This is a genomic window from Microbacterium sp. SORGH_AS_0969, from assembly GCF_030818255.1.
GTDB lineage: Bacteria > Actinomycetota > Actinomycetes > Actinomycetales > Microbacteriaceae > Microbacterium.
Window position 1 is genome coordinate 986,553 of sequence record NZ_JAUTAG010000001.1, and the last position, 20,811, is coordinate 1,007,363.

A 20,811-nucleotide genomic window follows, 5' to 3' on the forward strand; every position below is an offset into this window, starting at 1 on the left:
GCCTGTCGAAGCCCCCGGACCCCGGTGCGACCGGTCCCTTCGACAAGCTCAGGGACCTCCGACGCGACACGCTCAACGACCTCCGACGCCCGGCACCAGGGGGCTGAGCCTATCGAAGCCCCCGGACCCCGGTGCCACCGGTCCCTTCGACAAGCTCAGGGACCTCTGACGGGACATGTGCAGCGACCTCGAGCGCGCGGTAGCGCGAGCGACCCCGTGACGCCAGCGTGTTACCCCGCGAGGCGGACCTTTGCGGAGCGTGGCAGACGGTTGCGACGTGTGAAACGGAGCCTCGCGAGCGACAGAACCCCGGCTTAGCGTCTCGGGCACCCACCGGCTTCACCGCCGATCCGCCGCTCGAGGAGCACGCCATGACCACCACCGCGCCGGCCCCCGCCGCCCGCCCCGTCGCCGCGCCACAGGCTGCCGAGAAAGTCGATCTCGCCCCTCGAGAAGAATGGATGCCATGACCCCCGCGACCCCATCGACGCTGACCATCCGCCCGGTCGAGTCACACGAGCTCGCCGAGGCCGGTCGCGTGACCGTCGAGGCCTACCGCCACAGCTACGACGGGCTCACCGAGAGTTACGTCGCCTCGCTCGCCGACGTCGCCGGCCGCCTGGCTCACGGCGAGGTGTGGGTGGCCGTGAACGCCTCGGGCGAGATCGTGGGCACGGTGTGGGTCCCGCGACCCGGGGAACGGCTGTCACCCCTCGCGCGCGACGGCGAACTCGACTTCCGCCAGCTGGCGGTGGCCCCCTCGGCGCGCGGTCGCGGGGTCGGCGAGGCACTCACCCGCCACGTCATCGATCTCGCGCGCGCTCGGGGAGCGCGGCGGGTCGTCATGAACAGCGGCCCCGAGATGATCGGCGCGCATGCGCTGTACCTCAAGCTCGGGTTCCGGCGCCTGACCGAGCGGGAGCACCCGGTCGAGGTGGAGCCGGGGCGGTTCCTCGACCTGCGGGCTTTCGGGTTCGAGCTCTGAGCGGCGACGAACGTCGCGGGGGAGCGGCGGTGACTCGGGTCCGGATGAAGGCGAAGACCGTCGACAGCTCAGCTGTCGTGGACGACCGCGGTCAGCTCCGCCAGCAGATCGCGCGCGAGGAACCCGATGCCGATGCGTTCGGTGAGCCGGTCGCCCGCCCGCGCGTGCGTCCAGCCACCCCAGACCGCCGCGCGCTCCGGTTCCATGCCGAGGGCGGCGAAGCCGGCGATCGCGCCCGCCAGCACGTCGCCGCTCCCGGCCGTCCCCAAGCCCGACCCTCCGGGTTCGGCCCGCCATGCCCGTCCGTCCGGGGTGGCCACGGTCGCGAAGCAGTGCACCACCGCCGAGAAGCGCTCGGCGATCTCGCGGACATCGGCGACCCGGTCGTCCCCCAGATCGCGCCCGAGCAGCAGCGCCGCTTCTTCTTCGTTCGCGTTGATGATGAGTTCGTCCGGCAGGATGCCGCGGTCCACATCGGGCAGGATGCCGAGCGCGAAGGCATCCAGCACGAGCCTGTCGATATCCGCGTCGGCGACGGCGAGGAGCGCCGCGCGAGTGGCATCCGGATCATCGAAACCGGGCCCGAGGAGAACCGCATCGGCGGACTCGACCGCGGAACGCAGGTGCTCGTCGAGCGGCTGCGACCCGGCCGGGAGCGTGTAGACGCCGGCCTCCGGAATCGCCGGTCCGAGCGGCGGCGCGATGTCGACGGGGACGGCGAGACCGACGCGGCCCGCGCCCACGCGCAGCGTCGCCTCGGCCGACAGCAGGACACCGCCCGGTGACCGGGTCGAGCCGCCCACGACGACGACCTGGCCTCGCGACTTCTTCGACCCGCCGGGTTCAGGGAGGCCCCAGGCGCGCAGCAGCGACAGCGTGACGTTCTCAGTGCTCGAGGCCATCGTCTTCTCCCGAGTGGACGGTGATGTCGGCGCCCTCGACGGCGAGGTGCTCGACCGACGAGAACGTCGTGAGCTGCCACCCGCTCTCGCCGCGGACGAGCCCACCGCGGACGAGCCCACCGCGGACGAGTTCGGTCACCGAGGCGTTGCGCACGGTGTTCTCGGCAGCGAAGGAGAGCAGCTCGGTCTCGTCGAGGGGCAGCAGCACCGCGAGGATGAGCATCACGACGGCGTCGTGCGCGACGACCATCACGGTGCCGTCGGGGCGTTCGAGGTTCTCGCCGAGGAACGACCGCAGTCGCAGAGCGACATCGGCCCACGACTCGCCCCCGGGTGGCCGGTGGTAGTACTTGCCGAGATGGCGCCGCCGCGCCGCCTCTTCGGGGTGGAACTCCCGCACCCCGCGTGACGTCAACAGATCCAGGATGCCGAGCTCCCGGTCGCGCAGCCGGTCGTCGACGCGCGTGCGGGTCGAGAGCGCCGTGTCGTCGACCGCGAGCGCGAGGGTCTGCCGCGCGCGGAGGTACGGCGAGACCCAGTATTCGTCGATGCGTCCCGCGCCCTCCCACCACGTGCGCAGCGCCCGCGCCTGATCCTCCCCCGTCGGCGAGAGGGCGACGTCGGCGTCGCGGACGTCGAGGTCGATCGTGGGCGAGCCCTCGCGCTCCGCTCTCGAGGCGGCGACGTTGCCCTCGCTCTCGCCGTGGCGGACCAGCAGGAGTCGGGTGACGGTCATGGCGTCACGCTAGGTCGACGAAGTCGCCCCGCGCAGGGGCGTTGACACGGCACGAGGTCCCCTCCGACGTTCCCCGGACGTCGAGCGCCGACACGAGGCACCGGTACAGCTCGCTGTCGCGTAGCAGGTCGGCGTGCGTTCCGCGCGCGAGGCGCGGGAGAACGACAAGACGTGACCGGCGTCCTGCTCGTCTACCGTGCTCTCGAAGAACCAGGTCTCCTTCGTCCTCTCCGCGCCGACATTCGAGGGCGGACTGCAACAGCACGTTCGAGGGAAGTCTTGGGGGCCCAGATCACACGATTGGCGAGATGTTCTGTTCCGCTCCCACACGGCGGAGGTCCTGCACGGTCTGTTCGGGCAGGATGAGTCCTCCCGCGGCTGCGACGGCCTCGGCGGAGCGATCTTCGAGCTCGCCGGGGTAGAACACCTCGGAATGGCCCTGCGCCAGCGGCACCGACTTCGCCTCGTCGACAAGCGCGGCGACACTGGCGCGGTAGTGCTCCACATCCGCGGCGGTCTCGACGTCGATGGCGATGAACATGTGTCCGGCACCGCTGCGCGCGTTCGGTTCGTACGGGCCGTGCACGCCGGTCCCGACGGCGCTGCCGGTCAGGGCGCCCGAGAGCACGTCCATCATGAAGGTGATCGCGTACCCCTTGTGCCCGGCCATGGGCAGGATCACCCCGTGCACCGCTTCAGCGGCATCCGTCGTGCGTGCGCCCTCGGGGGTGAGCGCCCAGGTGTCGGGAATGGGCTCGCCTTTCTGGCGCGCGAGGTAGATCTTGCCGCGCGCGACGGCGGTGTTCGCGATATCGACCGCCACGACCTTGTCGCCGTAGGGGGCGGCGATCGACCAGGGGTTCGTGCCGAGTCGCTTCTCGCGCCCGCCCCACGGGGCCATGGCGGGCGAGGCGTTCGTGGTGAGGATGGCGGCGCAGCCGTCGTGCGCGGCGCGGCGGGTGAAGTACATCGCCGTGCCGAAGTGGTTGGAGTTGCGCACGCCCACGAGCCCGACGCCGTGCTGCTTCGCGCGACGCACGGCTTCGATGCGGGCGCGTTCGGTGAGCACCTGACCCATGCCGTCGTGGCCATCGAGGATGAGCATCGGACCGGTGTCGACGACGGTCGTGGGTTCGGCGACCGGGCGCATGGCGCCGGTGCGGAGTCGCTCGAGGTACCACGGCAGCCGCAGGACGCCGTGCGACTGGTGACCCCACTCGTCGGCGGCGACGAGGGAGTCGGCCACGAGCTCCGCGTCGGCGCGGGGGACGTCGACGCTCTCGAAGACGTCGCGCGCGAACGCGCGCAGCGCCGTCGGGTCGACGCGCGTCGACCCGGATGCCGCGGCGGTGGAGGCCGCGGAATCGGGCGTCGCGGTGAGGGTATCGGGGTGCGCAGGCTGAGCAACCATGATCTGCCTTTCGGAAGCGGTGTACACCTACAGGTATACACTACGAGGCGATCATCATCTCCAAGGAGGAGCTATGCACGCCGTCTGGGTCGAACTGGAAGTGCTTCCGGGAAAGGTGGAGGAGTTCCGTCGCGCGATCGCGGCGAATGCGGAGGCGACCGTACGTGATGAGCCCGGGTGCTTCTCGTTCGATGTGATCGAACTCGACCCCGAGCGCCAGCGCTTCGCGTTCTACGAGATCTACCGCGATCGGGAGGCGTTCGTCGTCGAACACCGGAGCGCGGCGCACTACGGCGCGTGGAAAGCGGCCGTCGCCGAGACGGTGGTGCCGGGCTCGCAGACCATCACCGAAGGCCGGCGCCTGTTCGCCGAGCGCGCTTAGGAGACCAGGATCTCTCCGGCTTCGCCCCCTAGGAGCTGCCGGAAGATCGCCTGGTCCACGTGATGCAGGTGCGTCGTCATCGCCGCGGCAGCTGCGTCGGGGTTGCCGTCGATGATGGCGGTGCACATGGCGATGTGCTCGTTCACCGACTCCTGCAGGCGGGACCGGTCGCCGTGCGCGATGTAGCGCAGCCGGGCGCTATGCGGACGCAGATCCGCGATGGCGCGGGCGAGGTAGCTGTTGGGCGTGTGAAGGGCGACGATGCGGTCGAACTCCGCCGTCGCTCGACGGAACTGCTCCGCGAACGTCTCGTCGTAAGGGACCCCGCGCATCGCGTGGAAGGCGTCGAGGAGGGCGAGCAGATCGTCCCGGAGGGCGGAATTCGTCTCGGCCTTCTGCGCCACCGCCCGCACGGCCTCGGGCTCGATGAGCCGGCGGAAGTCGAAGAGCGCGCGTGCGCCGCGCAGCGAGATCCGAGACACGGTGGGGGCGCGCCGCGGCTCGAGGTCCACGAGCCCCTCGGCCGCGAGGCGGCGGATGGCCTCGCGTACCGGCGTGCGCGAGGCGCCGGTGTGCGTCGAGAGCTCGATCTCCGACAGGGCCTGGCCCGGCGCGAACACGCCCGTCTCGATGTCGTGGCGAAGCTGCGCGTACACCCTGTCGGCTTTTCCCCGCCAGGTGCCCATTTCTTCGACCATACGACCAGCATAGTTGTCCAACAGGTATACCCACGTGTATAACTCTTAGGAGTGGCACCGCCGCCACCTCCCACACACTCGAAGGAGCGACGATGCTCGTAGTACTCGGCTTCGCGATGATCGCGGTGTTCATGACACTGGTCATGACCAAGCGCGCCACGCCCATAGCCACGCTGATCCTCGTGCCGATCATCTTCGGGCTGTTCACCGGCGCGGGTCTGGGCCTGAGCGACATGATCATCGAGTCGTTCCTCAAGCTGGCGCCGACCGCCGGGTTGCTGTTCTTCGCGATCATGTTCTTCGGCACGATGATCGACGTCGGCCTGTTCGACCCGTTGATCCGGCTCATCCTGCGCTTCGTCGGCAACCACCCCACGCGGCTGGTGGTGGGCACCGCGCTTCTGACGTCGATCGTGTCGCTCGACGGCGACGGATCGACGACATTCATCATCGTGACCTCGGCATTCCTGCCGATCTACCTGCGTCTCGGCATGAGCCCGGTGATCCTCACCGTGGTGGCCGCGATGTCGAACGGCGTGCTCAACACCGTGCCGTGGGGCGGCTCGACCGCACGTGCGGCCGCTGCGCTGAACGTGTCGCCCATCGACATCTTCGTGCCGATGATCCCCTCGATCGCGGCGGGTATCGGCGCTGTCCTGGTCCTGGCCTACCTGATGGGCCGCTCCGAAACGAAGCGCCTCGGCCGTCTCGAACTGACCGAGTCCCCGGGCTTCCTCCGACGAGCGGATGCCGTCGGCGAAGAGATCCGGGCCGGTTCCTCGCGTCGGTTCCGAGACCGCAGCGCTCAGGAGAACGCCGCTCCGACGTGGAACTCCTCGGTGGTCGTCACCAACAACTTCGCCGTTCCCGTCGACGACGAGGGCAAGAACATCCTCGACCGGCCGAACGCCCGCCCGAAGCTCATCTGGTTCAACCTGGTGCTCACTCTCGCCGTCATGACCACCCTCGTCATGGACATCACGGAGCCGGTCGTCATCTTCCTCGTCGCCGCCGCCCTCGCGCTGGTCGTGAATTTCCCGCGAGTTCAGGAACAGTCCGCGCAGATCAAAGCGCACGCCTCCTCGATCGTCTCGGTCGTCGGCATGGTGTTCGCTGCCTCCGTACTCACCGGTGTCATGAGCGGCACCGGAATGGTCGAGGCGATGGCCGCCTGGCTGGTCAGCGTCATCCCGCCCGTGCTCGGACCGTTCATGGCGGTGATCGCCGGCATCCTGAGCATTCCGTTGACCTTCATCATGACCAACGACGCGTTCTACTTCGGGGTCCTGCCGATCCTCGCCGAGACCGCAGGGCACTTCGGTATCGAACCGGTCGAGATGGCGCGTGCCTCGCTCGTCGGTCAGGCCCTGCATCAGTCGAGCCCTCTGGTGGCGTCGTTCCTGCTGCTCATCGGTCTCGCGAACGTCAACCTCGGAGAGCACTTCAAGAAGGTGATCTGGCGCGGCACGATCGTCGCGCTGGTCATGCTCGCCGTCGGCGGCTTCATCGCCTACCCCCTCTTCTGAATCCCCGCATCACAGAAAGGCACCACCATGGCCATCACCTCGGTGAATCCCGCGACCGAAGAGGTCGTCGCATCCTTCGACCTGCACACCCCCGACGAGGTCGAGCAGAAGCTGGCCGCGGCCGCTGCCGCTCAGCGCGCATGGCGGCGCACCCCCGCCGAGGAGCGCACGGCGCTGTTGAGCCGCATCGCGGAGGTGTTGCGCGAGGGCAGCGAGGAGTACGCGCAGATCATCACGCGCGAGATGGGCAAGCCCATCGCCGAGTCGCGGGCAGAGATCGAGAAGTGCGCGGTCACGCTGGACTACTACGCCGCTCACGCGCCGAAGTTCCTCGCCAACGAGAGGGTGGACTCGAACGCGAGCGAGAGCGCGGTGGTGTTCGACCCGCTGGGGGTGGTGTTGGCGATCATGCCGTGGAACTACCCGTTCTGGCAGTTCTTCCGCTTCGCCGCCCCCGCGCTGGCGTCCGGGAACGCGCCGTTCCTCAAGCACGCCAACAACGTGCCCGAGGCGGCGCTCGCGGTCGAGGAGATCGTTCGCAAGGCCGGCGCCCCCGAGGGCCTGTGCACGACCGTGCTCATCGATGCCGGCGACGTGAAGGCGCTGATCGACGATGACCGCATCGCCGCGGTCACCCTGACGGGCTCGACGCAGGTGGGCCGGATCGTGGCGTCGCAGGCAGGCACCGCGTTGAAGAAGCAGGTGCTCGAGCTCGGCGGGTCGGACCCCTTCATCGTGCTCGCGGACGCCGACATCGCCGAGGCGGCGAAGGTGGCGGTGAAGGCGCGGTTCACCAACGTCGGGCAGAGCTGCGTGAACGCCAAGCGCTTCATCGTCGAGGAGGCGGTGGCCGACGAGTTCGTCGCGGCCTTCGTCGAACATGCTTCGGCGCTGAAGGTCGGCGACCCGATGGAGGACGACACGAACATCGGGCCGATGGCGCGGGCGAACCTGCGCGACGACCTGCATCAGCAGGTGCTGCGGACACTGGAGAACGAGAACACCGTGCTCAAGCTCGGCGGGGCTCCGCTCGACGGTCCCGGGTTCTTCTATCCGCCCACGGTCATCGACCACGTCCGCCCGGGCGACACCGCGTTCGAGGAAGAGACGTTCGGTCCTGTTGCGGCGATCATCCGCGCACGCGACACCGCGCACGCGATCGAACTGGCCAACGACACCGAGTACGGCCTCGGTGCCGCCCTGTGGACCCGAGACCTCGACCTCGCCCGGCGCCTGGTGCGAGAAATCGACGCGGGAGCGGTGTTCGTCAACGGCATGGTCGCCTCCGATGCTCGCCTGCCCTTCGGCGGCATCAAAGCGTCCGGCTACGGCCGCGAGCTCGGCATCCACGGGCTGCGGGAGTTCGTCAACGTCAAGACCATGTGGATCGGGCCCGCGAAAGCCCCCGCCCCCACCACCGGCGAGAAGATCGGCGAGTAACTCATGAGCATCGAGAGCATCACCTCCCAGCCCGCGCACGTCTTCCGCCCCGAGCAGCTCCCTTCCAAGAACCGCGGCGGCGGCGCCCGAACGATCCCTCTCGTCACCGCTGCTCGGGGCGCGACGACCTACCTCAACGGCGTCACGATCTTCGAGCCCGGTGCCGCGATCGGCCACCACACGCACAACGTCGCCGAGTCGGTCATGGTCATCGCCGGCCGCGCCGTCGTCGACATCGACGGAGAGCGAACCGCGCTGAACACGTTCGACACCACGTTCGTGCCCGCCAACGTCGCCCACCACTTCGAGAACGCCTCCGACACGGAGGAGATGAGGATCTTCTGGACGTACGGATCGCTCGATGCCACCCGCACCCTCACCGCGTCCGGGGAACACGGACGAGTGGATGCCGAATCCGCCGACACCGCTGCCGGCTCGGTACGGATGGTGACCGAGATGGCGACCATCGACGTCCTGCCCGGTCACAAGAAAGACTTCGAGGCCGCCGTGGCGAAGGCCGCCCCGCTGTTCCAGCGGGCGCGCGGGGCACGGACGCTCCGGCTGGAGTCCTCGGAGGAGAGCCCGCAGACCTACCGACTCTTCGTCGGTTGGGAAAGCATCGACGATCACGAGAGCTTCCGCGCCTCTGCGGCGTTCTCTCGCTGGCGAGAACTCATCGGCCCTCACCTGGGCGCGACGCCGCAGGTGGAACACCTGCGTAACACTCTCACTGCGTTCTGACGCTGTTGATCGCGGGCACGTCGCGCAGGCAACCGCTCGGCCGGATCGCGCGAAGTACCCGAGAGCGCTGCAAAGCTGAGGCTTCTTCGGGTCGATCTCTCACGCGGATGAGCGACGCGCGTTGGCGAGGAGGTCCGAATAGCCCGCACCTGTGAGGTACGAGATCACCGCATCTCGACTTCTCTCGAGGCACACGATCCGGTTCTCCACGACGCGGAGCTCTCGCGCGAGTTCCGCCGCTTCGGCACGCTTCGCCGGTCCGGCGGTTTCGATGTTCAAGACGATCTTGATCATCCGGGTGGAAAGGCCCGCCTCGACGAGAGCGCGGACATGGCGGGCATGCTCGACCTGCTCATCCGAGTAGTCCCGGTACCCGTTCGCCGCGCGCGACGCGGCGATGAGGCCCTGCTGTTCGTAGTAGCGCAGCATGCGCGCCGGCGCTCCGACCGCTTCTGCCGCCTCGCTGATCTTCATGCCGCACCACCCCGACGCGCCTTGATTTGACCTTGACAGTGATGTCAAAGTTTAGCCTTTCTGCGAGTGAAGGGTCCCGACCGCCGGGACCGATGAGAGGAACAGAACCCATGCGCAGCTGGGATGGACAGTCACGGAGAATCCTCGTGATCGGAGCGGGAGAGCTCGGGATGCCCGTTCTTCGCAACGTCGCCCGACGTGCCGCCGCGGTCGAGGGCTCCTCGATCGACGTGCTCCTGCGAAGCACCACCACAGAATCGCCCGCACCCGCGAAACAGCGCGATCTGGCGGAGATCCGGCAGCTCGGAATCGGCATCGTCCACGGCGATCTGGTGACGAACACTGTCGACGACCTCGCCCGGATCTTTCGGGACTACGACACCGTGATCGGCTGCACCGGCATCACCGCCGGTCTCGACACGCCGATGAAGGTGGCGCGCGCCGCGCTGGGCGCGGAGTTGCCCCGGTACTTCCCGTGGCAGTTCGGCGTCGACTTCGACGTGATCGGTCGTGGCAGCCCGCAAGACATCTTCGACGCCCAACTCGACGTTCGCGACCTTCTCCGATCACAGCACGACACCGAGTGGGTGATCATCTCCACCGGCATGTTCATGAACTACCTCTTCGACGCCGACTCCGGCATGGTCGACCTCGCTCACGACACCGTCAACGCGCTCGGAGCCGCGGACACCACCGTCACGGTCACCACCCCGGAAGACATCGGCGCCCTCACAGCGGACATCGTGTTCGCTGCGCCGCGCATCCGCAACGAAATCCTCTATGTCGCGGGGGACACGATCTCGTACGGCCAGCTGGCCACCACCCTCGAGACGGTCCTGGGTCGGCCCTTCGAATTGCGCGTATGGTCCGAGCCGACCCTCATGGCCGAGTTGGCTGCCGACCCCGACAACATGACCCGAAAGTACCGCGCCGCCTTCGCTCAGGGCCGCGGTGTCGCGTGGAACAAGGCAGACACCTACAACGAGCGCCACGGCATCTCGACGACGACCCTCGACGAATGGATCCGCACTCACCTCGCCGCGTGAACCCGCCCTCCCGGTGGAGTGAACGCCGACCGCTCTGGCTGAGGAAGCCCACGCCACCGCCACCGGCGAACTCCTCGCCGCGAGCAGTGAGCGCGAGCAGTGAGCGCGAGCAGGAGGCGCGAGGAGCGCGGGTGCGAACGCCGTTCCGGCCGCGGCCCGGGGCTCACCGCGTGGCGGTGCTCAGCGCCTTCGCGAAGCACCGCGACCCCGCGAACCGCACGTACGGCAGGAACACCGGGATCGCGCGGTAGCCGATCCGCTCGTACAGCGCGATCGCCTCGGGCTGCCGATCACCGGTCTGCAGGATGAGGCGCTCGGCCCCGCGCGCCCGGGCGAGGCGCTCCAGCTCGGCCATGAGCGCGCGGCTCGCCCCGCGCCCGCGCGCGCGGCGATCGACGAACACGCGCTTGACCTCGAGGTCGTCGTCGAGGGCGCGAAGAGCGGCGTGGCCCATCGGGCCCCCCGAGGGGTCGAGCACGAGGATCACGTCGACGATCGTGGCCGGGTCGACCGCGAAGTCCTGCGCGAGCAGCGCGGCGGTCTCGTCATCGAACGCCGCGAACACCTCGGCGTACCGCGGGCCGATCTCGTCGTCCATCGCCGCGCGCAGCGCCACCGCTCGCTCGTCGTCCCAGTCGACGCGCTCGATCGTCCACGCGATCGACTCCACGGCTGCGCCGGAAGACACCGACCCCGTCATGTCCCGCTCGCCACGATCCCGGCATCCGTCGCCACTCCCTCGGCGCGGGCGGTCGGGGTCTTCTCCCCCGCCTCCACGGCGAAGGGCAGCCGATTCTCCGCCGGCGGCAGCGGGCAGGAGGAACCCGTGCGCCTCGTGCCCCGCGGCCCACTCGCTCGCGAAGGTGTCGACTCGGGTCATCGTTCTCCTCGGGTGATGGGCGGACCGGATGCCACCCCTCCAGCATGCGCCGACCTCGCCGCCGCGGCACCGGCGCCTGACACACGGCGTCGCGCGGCGTCACGCCCCGTCATGACGACCCGCTCAGACAGGCCCACGGTTTGCGCGACGGCCATGACCGGCGCAGAGTGTCTCGGTGACCACCGCTCCCGCCCTCGACATCCCGCACGCCGACGCCACCGTCCTCGACAACGCCGCCTGGCACTCGCTCGCGGGCCCGCACTCCTCGTTCGCGATCGGCGGCGACCTCGTGCGCCGGTATCCCGCCGACGTCGCGCCCTTCGTCGCGGTGCGCTCGTGGGAGGAGCCCGGCGTCTGGGACGCGCTGCGCGACCTCGTCGGCACCGGCGCCGATGTGGGGCTCTCGGGTTACGAGGGCGGCTTTCCCGACGGGTGGGAGTACCTCGGCGGCGGCGAGGGCGTCCAGCTCGTCGAGACCGACGCGCTGAAGACCCGCCCCGACGACGAGGCGATCGAGCTGGGCGCGGACGACGCCGCCGACATGATCGCGATCGTCGACCGCAATCAGCCCGGCCCGTTCCGGCCCCGAACCTACGAGCTGGGCCGGTACATCGGCATCCGTCGTGAGGGTCGGCTCGTCGCCATGGCGGGCGAGCGCCTGCACCCGACGGGATGGACCGAGATCAGCGCTGTCGCGGTGGATGCCGATCACCGGCGCCAGGGCCTCGCCTCGCGCCTGGTGCTCGACGTAGCCTCCCACATCCAGCAGCGCGGAGACCGGGCGCTGCTGCACGCCGCGGCGGCGAACGTGAACGCGATCGCGGCGTACGAGAAGCTCGGCTTCGCCCTGCGCCGGCGAAACAGGTTCGCGTCGGTGCGGACGCCGGCCTGAGCGCGAGCGAACCGGGCTCCCGCCTGCGCCTCGACTTCCGAATGCATTCGGAATACAATGTGGGGCATGGGTACCGCGACATTCCTCCCCGCTCATTCGCGGCGGTCGTCCGATCTCAGCAAGCACTCGGCCGAAGTCTTCGCCGAAGCCGAAGATCACCCCATCACCGTCACGCGACGCGACGGGCAGACGCTCGTTCTCATGTCCGAGCGCGAGGCGAACGCCCGGGCACAGCTCTTGAACTTCGCGGCGCAGCTCATCACGGTGACCCTCGACGACGACGGGCCATTGGAAGAGCGCATGGCGAAGACATTTCCGTGGATGCTGGCGCTCTCGCACGCCGATCGGACGCAGTGCGCACAAGACCTCATCGATGCCGCGCGCGCATCGTTTGCGACCGATCAGCCTCACCTCGCGCTCGCGGAACTCACCTCGTGGAAAGAGACCGCGGTCGCCGTCGCCGCCGGGCTCGGCACGACGGTGGTCGACTGGCTCGATGACGACGGCGAGACCGTCGAGCGTCCCTGAGCATGGCAGCTTCGAAGCGCGGCGAGGTCGTTCCGCGCCCTCCGAAGAAGATCGAGTACGAGGTTCGATTCGCGACGGTGGATGCCCGGCGCGGCTGGCAAGACCTGGTCGCGACGGTTCGCAACGCCATGGCCGACTGCGGGGATTTCCTCACGCGAGCCCCGCTGACGACGACACCGACGAACTACCGGCTGAAAGGCGAACTGGGAACCATCACACGTGCGGGTGTGACCCACGAGCGATGGCAGCACAAGCCGACGCTCAAGGGTGGCGCGCGCGTCTGGTTCTTTGTCGTAGACCGCACGGTGTGGCTCGAGCACGTCCACACGAGCCACCCCAACGAAACGAAGTAGAGCCTCTCCGCCCCCCGGTCACGAGCCCAGAACGGCGCGGGCGGAAGGACAACCCTGAGTGTCCAAGAAACCCGGACAAGTTTCCTGACGCGTCCGGGTGTTGTGGACACTCAACGGCGTGCCCGCTCATGCGTGACCGCGCGTGACCGTCCGTGACAGCGCGCCGACCGTGCCGCCGACGCCGCGGCTAGCGTGACCGACATGGCCCGTGCACTCCGCTCCCTCGGCTTCCTCACCATCGGTCTCTTCGACCGCGAGAACCCGCGGGCGGGGCACGAGACCACCCTGTCGATCATCGAGCGCGGCGAGAGCCTCGGCTTCGACAGCGCGTGGCTGCGCGACCGGCACCTGCAGTACGGCATCTCTTCCCCGGTCGCGGTGCTCGCCGCTGCCTCGCAGCGCACGAGCCGGATCCGGCTGGGCACCGCGGTGATCCCCCTGGGGTGGGAGAACCCGCTCCGCTTGGCCGAAGACCTCGCGACCGTCGATGTGCTGGCGGGCGGGCGCCTCGAACCGGGGTTCTCCGTCGGCCCTCCGCCGCGCCTCGACGACGTCGCGGCGGCTCTGTACCCCGACACCGTCGAGCACGAGGAGTTCGGATACGAGCGCCTCGCGCGACTGCGCCGCTTCCTCGCGGGGGAGCCCGTCAGTGCCCGCGCCGGCACCGAGGGCATCGAGGAGTATTCCGAGCGGATCGAACCGCACTCCCCCGGCCTGAGCGACCGGCTCTGGTACGGCGCCGGAAGCCCCACCTCGACGACGTGGGCAGCCGAGAACGACTTCCACCTCCTGACCAGCAGTGTGATCCAGTCGACGACATCGACCGACTTCGACGCCGAGCAGTACGCGCAGATCCGCCTCTACCGCGACACGCACCCCGCCGGCGAGACCGCCCGGGTCTCGCAGGGTCTGGTGGTCGTGCCGACCGACTCGGCCACGCCCGATCAGCGTCGACGCTACGAGGCCTATGCCGAAGCGCGACGCGGGCGCGTCGGCATCCCTCAGGGTCCGCGCCGGATGCTGTTCGCCGAGGATCTCGTCGGCACGTCGGAGCAGATCGCCGAGCGGTTGCTCTCGTCGCGGGCGTTCCCCGAGGTCGACGAGGCCGCCTTCGCCCTGCCGTTCTCGTTCGCCCCCGACGACTACGCGCAGATCCTTGAGGACATCGCGGGCCGACTGGGCCCCCTCCTCGGCTGGGCGCCCGACTGACGCGAGCGCGGGCGAAGTTGAGTGTCCAAGACACGCCGTAACGGCCTCCCGCTTTACGGCGTGTCTTGGACACTCAACGGGGACGGGCCGCGGCCGGGGGCACCACGGGCTGGGCCGCGGCGGGCGGGTCAGCTCTGCCGCGCCACCGCACGCCCCAGCCGCGCCGCGGCCTCGCGCAGCAGCTCCTCCGAGGTGTCACCGTAGGCGAGGCGCAGGTGCCGGTCGGCATCCGTCCCCGGCCCCGAGGGGAAGAACGAGCCGCGCTGGTACTCCACGCCCTCGGCGCTCGCGTCGGCGGCGAGTCGGTCGGCGTCCAGCGAGTCGTCCGTCAGACGCGGCCAGAGGAACAACCCGCCGTCGGGCACGGTCACGTCGAAGGCTCCGGATGCCGAGAGCGCCTCGGCCAGGGTGTGAGCCCGCGACCGGTAGAGCGCTCGAGCCCGCCCGAGCACCCGGTCGAAGAGCCCGGCGTCGCTCGTCAGCAGTTCCGCGACCACCGCCTGCACGAAAGTCGACGAGTGCGAATCCTGGCGGCTGCGCAGGGCCACGGCATCCGGGACCAAGCGCTCGGGCAGCACGACCCACCCGAGGCGGAGCCCCGGACCCAGTGTCTTGGTGAAGGTGTTCACGTGGATGACGTGGGCGGAGTCGTGGAACGGAGCGAGCGACTCGGGCTCTCCCGCGAAGCGCAGTTCGCGGTACGGGTCGTCGGCGAACACGACGAAGCCGTACTTCTCGGCGAGGTCGACCAGCTCGCGGCGGCGGGCCGTGGGAAGAGACGACTGCGAGGGGTTGTGGAACTCCGGCACCGTGTACACCGCGGCGGGACGCGCGCCGGCCCGCAGTTCCGCGGCGAGCGCGTCGACGTCGAGTCCCTCGGCGCCGACGCGGATGGGGAGCACCCGCGCGTCGGCCAGCTCGAGGCCCCGCAGGAACAGCGGGAACACGGGGTTGTCGACCGCGACGAGGTCGCCGCGCTCGAGCACCGTCTGCACCGCGATCGCGAGGCCGTGGAAGCCGCCGTTCGTGATCAGCACGCGGTCCACGGCGACGCCCTCGCGGGCCGCGATCCATTCGCGCAGCGCCGGGATGCCCTCGGTGCGCGAGTACTGCAGCGACGGCGCACCCGGCGCGCTCAGCACCCGGGCGGTCGCCTCGGCCAGCTCGGCGGTCGGCAGCACGGAGGGATCCGGGATGCCGCCGAGCAGCTCGATCGCGTCCGGGCGGCGATCGCGCAGGGTCTGGTCGCCGAAGCCTCTCGGCGCGCTGAAGGCCCGGACGAGCGCGGGTCGGGAGGGGGCGAGAACGGTCATCGGGAACTCCGGAGGTCAGGGGCGGGGATGGCGTCGACGAGGGCGCGGGTGTACTCCTCGCGGGGGTGCGAGAGCACGTCGGCGACGCGGCCGGCCTCGACCACCCTCCCGTCTTTCAGCACCGACACCGTGTCGGCGATCTGGCGCACGAGGGCGAGGTCGTGCGAGACGAAGAGGTACGTCAGGCCCCGCTCGCGCTGCAGGCGACGCAACACATCGAACACTCCGGCCTGCACGGTCACGTCGAGGGCCGAGGTCGGCTCATCGAGCACGATCACGTCGGGCTTGAGCACGAGGACGCGCGCGATGGCGACGCGCTGACGCTGGCCGCCCGACAGCTCGGCGGGACGGCGGCGAGCCAGATGGGGCGGGAGGCCGACGGCATCCAGAGCCTCCGTCACCTTCGCCGTCCGTTCGGCGCGCGTGCCGATCCGGTACTGGTCGAGGGGCTCGCGCACGATCCTCCCGACGCTCCATGTGGGATCGAGCGAGGTGAAGGGGTTCTGGTAGACGAGCTGGAGGTGCCGACGGATGCCGCGGAGTTCCGCCGGCGTCCGGCCCGAGACCGCGACGCCGTCGACGAAAATCTCTCCGGCGTCCGGGCTCTCGAGTCCCAGCAGCAGACGGACCGTGGTGGTCTTGCCCGAGCCTGACTCCCCCACGAGGGCGTGCGTCGTGCCGGGCGGGACGCGGAACGAGACGCCCGAGACGGCGGCGCGGGCCACCCCGTCGACCACGAAGCTCTTCGACACCTCGCGCACCTCGATGCGGGTCGCGGTGGTGTCGGTGGTCCATGCGTCGACACCGCGTTCGTCGGCGTCGCGGCGGTAGCGGTCGGGGTTCAGCGCGGGAGCGTCGGCCTGCAACTGCACCGTGTACGGCGAAGTGGGGGCGGCGAAGACCTCGCGGGTGGCCCCGGCCTCTTGGACCCGCCCGTCCTTCAGCACGACGATCTCGTCGGTGCGCTCGGCCGCGATGGCGAGGTCGTGGGTGACGAGTAGCAGACCGATGCCGAGATCCTCGCGCAGGTCGTCGAGCAGGTCGAGGATGCGCTTCTGGATCGTCACGTCGAGGGCGCTGGTCGGCTCGTCGGCGACGAGCAGGTCGGGGCGCGGCAGCACCGCGAGTCCGATGAGCACGCGCTGGAGCATCCCCCCGGAGAGCTGGTGCGGGTACGCCCCGTACACGCGCGCGGGGTCAGGCAGGCCCACGCGCGCGAACACGTCGAGGATCGCCGCGCGCTGGGCACGGGCGTCGGAGAACCCCGCGAGAGCCGCCGCCTCGTGGGCTTGCGACCCGACGGTGCGGACAGGGTTCAGCGCGTGTGACGGGTCCTGCGGGACGAAGCCGATGCGGCGCCCCCGGTACGGGCGGAACCGCGCCTCCGACAGCCCCAGCAGGTCGTCGCCGTCGAAGGCGATACGCCCCCGTGCGGTCGCCGCTCCGCGCGGCAGCAGGCGCAGGATCGACCGCGCGATCGTCGACTTGCCCGACCCCGACTCGCCGATGAGGGCGAGACTGCCGCCCCGCGGGATCGCGAACGAGACCTCGTGCACCACGGGGGTGCGGCCGTAGGCGACGGAGAGACCCTCGACCGCCAGGAGCGCGGTCGAGGTGTGCGCGTCAGAGTGCACAGGAAGAGTGGTGGTCATGACGTCCTCCGGAGCCAGCGGCTGATGCGGTTGATCGAGAGCACGGTCGCCACCGTGATCAGGGCGGGCCAGACGACGAGCCACGGCGCGCGCGGGTAGTCTTTGCCCGCCGAGATGAGCAGACCCCAGTCGGATGCCGGGGGTGGATCGCCGTAGCCGAGGAACGCGAGCCCGGCGATCACGAGGATCGACAGCCCGAACTGGAGCACCGCGAGGGGGATCAGCGAGCGCGAGGCATTGGGGAGCACGTGCCGGAACAGCACGTGAAGGGTCGATCCGCCCTGCAGCCGCGCCGCCTCGACGAACACCGAGGAGCGCACGCGGAGCACCTCGGACCGCATGACCCGGGCGAACACCGCCACGGCGGAGACGCCCGTCGCGATCGCGGCGTTGATGGTCTGGAAGCCCAGCGAGCTGACGATCACGACCGCGAGCAGGAACGCCGGGATCGCGAGCAGCACGTCGACGAAACGCGCGAGCACGGTGTCGGTCCACGATCCGAGGAAGCCGGCGAGCAGGCCGATGAGCCCGCCGACGACGACCCCGATCGCCACGGCGACGAGGGCGCTGGTGACCGAGGACTGCGCGCCGAACACGATCCGCGCGAAGAGGTCGCGACCGAGGTGGTCGGTGCCGAGCAGATGAGCGGGGCTCGGGGGCTGGAGCTTGTCGGCGGGCACTCCCTGCGCGGGGTTCTGCGAGGTGAAGAGCGCGGGCGCGAGCGAGAAGGCCAGCACCACGGCGACGACCGCGAACGAGACGATGACGTCGATCGGGACGGAGAGACGGATGCCGCGCGCGCGGGCGAGCAGACCGCCCGGCGCCGATCCCGGTGCCGATCCCTGTGATGGGTCGACCACGGTCGGCACCGGGGCCGCGCGGCGAGACAGGGGTGCGGTGGTCATACGATGCTCACCTCCTCACGAAGCAGCGGTGCGGGCTCTTCGGCAGCCGGGGCGGCGACCGTGCGCCCGCGGGATCCGATCGACACCCGCGGGTCGAGGAGCGGGTAGGCCAGGTCAGCGATGAGGTTGACCAGGACGAACACGATCGCCGCGAGAGAGACCACCGCCTGCAGCACCGGGAGGTCCTGGCTGGCCACGGCCTGCTCGACGAGCGTGCCGATGCCCACGCGGCCGAAGATCGCCTCGGTGATGAGCGCGCCGCCCAGCAGCTCGCCGACGATCAGCGCGAGCACCGTCACCGTCGGCAGCGCGGAGGGCTTCACGAGGTGGCGCAGGAACAGCGCACCCTGCCCGAGGCCGCGCGAGCGGGCCACCGCGACGTACTCCTGCCGCGACTCGTGGTCGAGCGAGGCGATGAGCACCTCGGCGAGCTGCGCCGAGACCGGGATGCCGAGAGCCACCGCCGCGAAGAACGTGCCCCAGGGCGTCTCGGTGTCGATCATGCTGAACAGTCCGAGACCGAAGGCGAACACGTGGATCAGCAGCAGGCCGATCACGAAGTTCGGCACCGAGAGGAACAGCGAGGGCAGCGAGCGCAGAGCGCCCTGGCCGAAGCGCGGCGGGAGGAACTGCGTGCCGTACGCGATGACGACGGCCAGCACGATGGCGACCAGCAGGGCGGCACCCGCGAGGCTGAGTGTGGACCCCAGAGCGTCGAGCACGAGGGTTCCGACGGGCAGGTTCGAGCGCAGCGAGACGCCCAGATCTCCCACCACGAAGCGACCCAGCGACGAGCCCAGCTGCACCCACCACGGCTGGTCGAGGCCGTAATAAGCCACGATGCGGGCGATGTCGTCTCCGGTGAAGCCGTTATCGGGATTGCGCAGGGTGCTCGTGATCGGGTCGCCGGGCAGGATGCTGATCACGAAGAACGTGAACAGGTACGCCAGCAGCACGACGACGAGCGCCTGGCCCGTGCGGCGCAGCGCGAAGCGGCCGTAGGTGCGGAGCATGCTCTCCTCCTCTCGTCTCGGTGGAACGGGTACGGGGACGGATGCCGTGGCATCCGTCCCCTGTCCGATGTCAGCTGTTGAGCCAGGTGCCCAGGTAGTACGCGTAGGCGAGGCCGTTGTAGCTGACGCCACTCACTTCGGGCGACTGCACGTAGACGCGCTGGACGATCTGGGTGAGGGGCACGAAGTAGCCCTGCTGGAGCACGTAGCTCTGCAGCTCGTCAGCGACCTTCGCGCGGGCGTCACGGTCGGTGGCCGTGGCGATGCGCGTCGCGAGGTCGTTGAGGGTGGCATCCGAGGTTCCGAGCTTGAACCAGTCCTCGTCGCCCTTCTTCTGCGAGGTGAGGACCCCGGCGACGGTTCCGACATCGACGAAGCTCCGGGTGATCTCTGTGGCCGGGATCGTGGCGTTGCCGATCACCTTCTGGCCGTAGGTCGGGACGTCGTAGGTCTCGAGGTTCACCTCGAAGCCGAGGCTCGTGAGCTGCTGGTCGACGAGCTCGTCGACCGACTGCGAGGCCTGCAGGTACGGGTTGGGGTAGAGCGTGAACGACAGCTTCTGCCCGTTCTTCGTGCGCACGCCGTCGGCACCCTTCGTCCAGCCCGCCTCGTCGAGCAGGGCCGCAGCCTTGTCGGGGTCGTACGCGAAGTCGGCGCTGTGGTCGGTCGCCTCGGGCACGGTGCTCTGGAACAGCGACTCGGCCGCGTGCCAGTCCGTGGTGTAGACGGTCGAGAGGATCTGGTCGCGGTCGATGCCATGCTGCACGGCCTGGCGCACCTTCACGTCGTCGAAGGGGGCGACGGAGGTGTTGAGCGCATAGCCGTTGACGAAACCGAGGTAGCGGGGCGTCTCGACGGTCAGCCCCTCCTGCTTCAGCGCGTCGAGGTCCTGCGGGCTGGCGTTGTAGGCCACCTGCGCCTGGCCCGACTCGACCGAGGCGGTGCGCAGCGTGGGCTCCGCGACCTGCTTGTAGGTGATCGTGTCGAGGTACGCGGCACCTTCGTGGCCGACGGCTTCGGGACCCCAGTCGTAGTCGTCGCGCTTCTTCAGAACGACGCTGTCGCCCTCGGCGACCTTCTCGACCGTGAACGGGCCGCTGCCGATGTCCTTCGTGAGGTCGGCCTGCTGGTCGGCGGGGAGCGCCAGCGTCGCCGGGGACAGGAGGATCGAGCCGTGGTACGCCAGCGTCGGGATGAAGCTGAGCGTCGGTGCCGAGAACGACACCTTCACCGTCGTGGCATCCACCGCTTCGGCACCTGCGTAGTTGGCCGAGGGGAACAGACCGATGCGGTTGATGCCCTCGTCGGGCCGACCCTTCGCCCAGATGTCGATGTTCGCGACGACCGCGGCTGCGTCGAGGGGTGTGCCGTCCGAGAAGGTCACACCCTCTTTGAGGTGGAGCGTGAACTGCGTCTTGTCGGCGTTCTCGTCCCAGCTCTCCGCGATCCACGGGCTGAGGTTGCCCTCGGCGTCGACGTAGACGAGTTTGTCGGTCACGTTGCCCCAGATCTGGCCCTGGTAGCTCGAGATGGAGCTGTTGTTGGGGATCCAGGTGGCGCCGAGCGAGTCGATGAGGAACACGAGGTCACCGCCGGGCTTCGGGGCGGCGTTCTCGGCCGGGCCGGCCGCGGTTCCCGCGCCGCAGCCGCTGAGGAGAACGGCGCCGACGGTGAGGGCGGAGGCGACGCCCAGGAGGCGTCGGAAGCGAGTGGTCATGGAGGGGT

Annotated in this window: 22 protein-coding genes; 10 read left to right on the forward strand and 12 right to left on the reverse strand. The window is 69.7% G+C overall.

What is annotated here, in order from left to right; genetic code table 11:
• Window positions 1–466: 466 nt before the first annotated feature.
• Window positions 467–985, forward strand: coding sequence for a GNAT family N-acetyltransferase (locus QE388_RS04520; RefSeq protein ID WP_307383314.1), 519 nt, complete (start codon window positions 467–469; stop codon window positions 983–985).
• Window positions 986–1,053: 68 nt separating this feature from the next.
• Here QE388_RS04520 and QE388_RS04525 read toward each other — a convergent pair whose 3' ends face one another.
• The 3 genes from QE388_RS04525 to QE388_RS04535 all read right to left on the reverse strand — a co-directional run bounded on the left by QE388_RS04525 (window position 1,054) and on the right by QE388_RS04535 (window position 4,034).
• Entirely contained in the window at window positions 1,054–1,887 is an 834-nt protein-coding gene (locus QE388_RS04525; protein WP_307383316.1) for an ADP/ATP-dependent (S)-NAD(P)H-hydrate dehydratase, read from the reverse strand.
• Window positions 1,871–2,623 carry a histidine phosphatase family protein gene (locus QE388_RS04530; protein WP_307383317.1) on the reverse strand — a complete coding sequence of 251 codons (753 nt, stop codon included), beginning with the start codon at window positions 2,621–2,623 and terminating at the stop codon, window positions 1,871–1,873. The genes QE388_RS04525 and QE388_RS04530 overlap by 17 nt, the downstream gene beginning before the upstream one ends.
• Before the next feature lie 292 nt (window positions 2,624–2,915).
• Window positions 2,916–4,034 (reverse strand): Ldh family oxidoreductase, encoded by a 1,119-nt coding sequence (locus QE388_RS04535; protein WP_307383319.1) that lies wholly within the window; start codon window positions 4,032–4,034, stop codon window positions 2,916–2,918.
• Window positions 4,035–4,107: 73 nt separating this feature from the next.
• Here QE388_RS04535 and QE388_RS04540 point away from each other — a divergent pair, with 73 nt between their 5' ends.
• Window positions 4,108–4,416, forward strand: a complete 309-nt coding sequence (locus tag QE388_RS04540) for an antibiotic biosynthesis monooxygenase (RefSeq protein ID WP_307383321.1) — start codon at window positions 4,108–4,110, stop codon at window positions 4,414–4,416.
• Here the strand turns inward: QE388_RS04540 and QE388_RS04545 are convergent.
• Window positions 4,413–5,114: a GntR family transcriptional regulator gene (locus QE388_RS04545; protein WP_307383322.1), complete on the reverse strand. Its 702-nt coding sequence runs from the start codon at window positions 5,112–5,114 to the stop codon at window positions 4,413–4,415. The genes QE388_RS04540 and QE388_RS04545 overlap by 4 nt on opposite strands.
• Window positions 5,115–5,206: 92 nt before the next feature.
• Between QE388_RS04545 and QE388_RS04550 the strand changes: the two genes are divergently transcribed.
• Genes QE388_RS04550 through QE388_RS04560 form a run of 3 tightly spaced genes read left to right on the forward strand, consistent with a single transcriptional unit; the run spans window position 5,207 to window position 8,821 of the window.
• A complete protein-coding gene (locus QE388_RS04550; protein ID WP_307383324.1) occupies window positions 5,207–6,640 on the forward strand; it encodes a CitMHS family transporter in 1,434 nt (477 codons plus the stop codon).
• 27 nt (window positions 6,641–6,667) lie between these two features.
• Complete coding sequence (locus QE388_RS04555; RefSeq protein WP_307383327.1) at window positions 6,668–8,080, forward strand: NAD-dependent succinate-semialdehyde dehydrogenase; 1,413 nt, start codon at window positions 6,668–6,670, stop codon at window positions 8,078–8,080.
• 3 nt (window positions 8,081–8,083) lie between these two features.
• Complete coding sequence (locus QE388_RS04560; RefSeq protein WP_307383330.1) at window positions 8,084–8,821, forward strand: cupin domain-containing protein; 738 nt, start codon at window positions 8,084–8,086, stop codon at window positions 8,819–8,821.
• Window positions 8,822–8,920: 99 nt separating this feature from the next.
• Here QE388_RS04560 and QE388_RS04565 read toward each other — a convergent pair whose 3' ends face one another.
• On the reverse strand, window positions 8,921–9,295 hold the full coding sequence (locus tag QE388_RS04565) for a MerR family transcriptional regulator (protein WP_275798717.1): 375 nt from the start codon (window positions 9,293–9,295) through the stop codon (window positions 8,921–8,923).
• A 110-nt stretch (window positions 9,296–9,405) separates the two neighbouring features.
• On the opposite strand from QE388_RS04565, the gene QE388_RS04570 reads away from it, so the two are divergent.
• On the forward strand, window positions 9,406–10,341 hold the full coding sequence (locus QE388_RS04570) for an aromatic alcohol reductase (RefSeq protein ID WP_307383334.1): 936 nt from the start codon (window positions 9,406–9,408) through the stop codon (window positions 10,339–10,341).
• Window positions 10,342–10,504: 163 nt separating this feature from the next.
• Here the strand turns inward: QE388_RS04570 and QE388_RS04575 are convergent, their stop codons facing one another.
• The gene (locus QE388_RS04575; protein WP_373426635.1) at window positions 10,505–11,041 is read right to left on the reverse strand and encodes a GNAT family N-acetyltransferase; all 537 of its coding nucleotides are present in this window, start codon (window positions 11,039–11,041) and stop codon (window positions 10,505–10,507) included.
• A complete protein-coding gene (locus QE388_RS18510; protein WP_373426636.1) occupies window positions 11,038–11,151 on the reverse strand; it encodes a hypothetical protein in 114 nt (37 codons plus the stop codon). Before QE388_RS18510 ends, QE388_RS04575 begins: the two co-directional genes overlap by 4 nt.
• A gap of 245 nt (window positions 11,152–11,396) precedes the next feature.
• Between QE388_RS18510 and QE388_RS04580 the strand changes: the two genes are divergently transcribed.
• From QE388_RS04580 to QE388_RS04595, 4 genes are all read left to right on the forward strand, one after another.
• The gene (locus QE388_RS04580; RefSeq protein ID WP_307383339.1) at window positions 11,397–12,113 is read left to right on the forward strand and encodes a GNAT family N-acetyltransferase; all 717 of its coding nucleotides are present in this window, start codon (window positions 11,397–11,399) and stop codon (window positions 12,111–12,113) included.
• A gap of 66 nt (window positions 12,114–12,179) precedes the next feature.
• Window positions 12,180–12,641 (forward strand): prevent-host-death protein, encoded by a 462-nt coding sequence (locus QE388_RS04585; RefSeq protein ID WP_307383342.1) that lies wholly within the window; start codon window positions 12,180–12,182, stop codon window positions 12,639–12,641.
• 2 nt (window positions 12,642–12,643) lie between these two features.
• Window positions 12,644–12,994 (forward strand): hypothetical protein, encoded by a 351-nt coding sequence (locus QE388_RS04590; protein ID WP_307383345.1) that lies wholly within the window; start codon window positions 12,644–12,646, stop codon window positions 12,992–12,994.
• 192 nt (window positions 12,995–13,186) lie between these two features.
• Entirely contained in the window at window positions 13,187–14,203 is a 1,017-nt protein-coding gene (locus tag QE388_RS04595) for an LLM class flavin-dependent oxidoreductase (protein WP_373426603.1), read from the forward strand.
• A gap of 128 nt (window positions 14,204–14,331) precedes the next feature.
• Here the strand turns inward: QE388_RS04595 and QE388_RS04600 are convergent, their stop codons facing one another.
• The 5 genes from QE388_RS04600 to QE388_RS04620 form a co-directional block, all read right to left on the reverse strand.
• Window positions 14,332–15,516, reverse strand: coding sequence for a PLP-dependent aminotransferase family protein (locus QE388_RS04600; protein WP_307383349.1), 1,185 nt, complete (start codon window positions 15,514–15,516; stop codon window positions 14,332–14,334).
• The gene (locus QE388_RS04605; RefSeq protein ID WP_307383351.1) at window positions 15,513–17,168 is read right to left on the reverse strand and encodes an ABC transporter ATP-binding protein; all 1,656 of its coding nucleotides are present in this window, start codon (window positions 17,166–17,168) and stop codon (window positions 15,513–15,515) included. Before QE388_RS04605 ends, QE388_RS04600 begins: the two co-directional genes overlap by 4 nt.
• Window positions 17,165–18,073 (reverse strand): ABC transporter permease, encoded by a 909-nt coding sequence (locus tag QE388_RS04610; protein ID WP_307383356.1) that lies wholly within the window; start codon window positions 18,071–18,073, stop codon window positions 17,165–17,167. The genes QE388_RS04605 and QE388_RS04610 overlap by 4 nt, the downstream gene beginning before the upstream one ends.
• Window positions 18,070–19,086: an ABC transporter permease gene (locus QE388_RS04615; RefSeq protein ID WP_307383359.1), complete on the reverse strand. Its 1,017-nt coding sequence runs from the start codon at window positions 19,084–19,086 to the stop codon at window positions 18,070–18,072. Before QE388_RS04615 ends, QE388_RS04610 begins: the two co-directional genes overlap by 4 nt.
• 70 nt (window positions 19,087–19,156) lie before the next feature.
• Window positions 19,157–20,803 (reverse strand): ABC transporter substrate-binding protein, encoded by a 1,647-nt coding sequence (locus QE388_RS04620; RefSeq protein ID WP_307383361.1) that lies wholly within the window; start codon window positions 20,801–20,803, stop codon window positions 19,157–19,159.
• Window positions 20,804–20,811 lie beyond the last annotated feature (8 nt).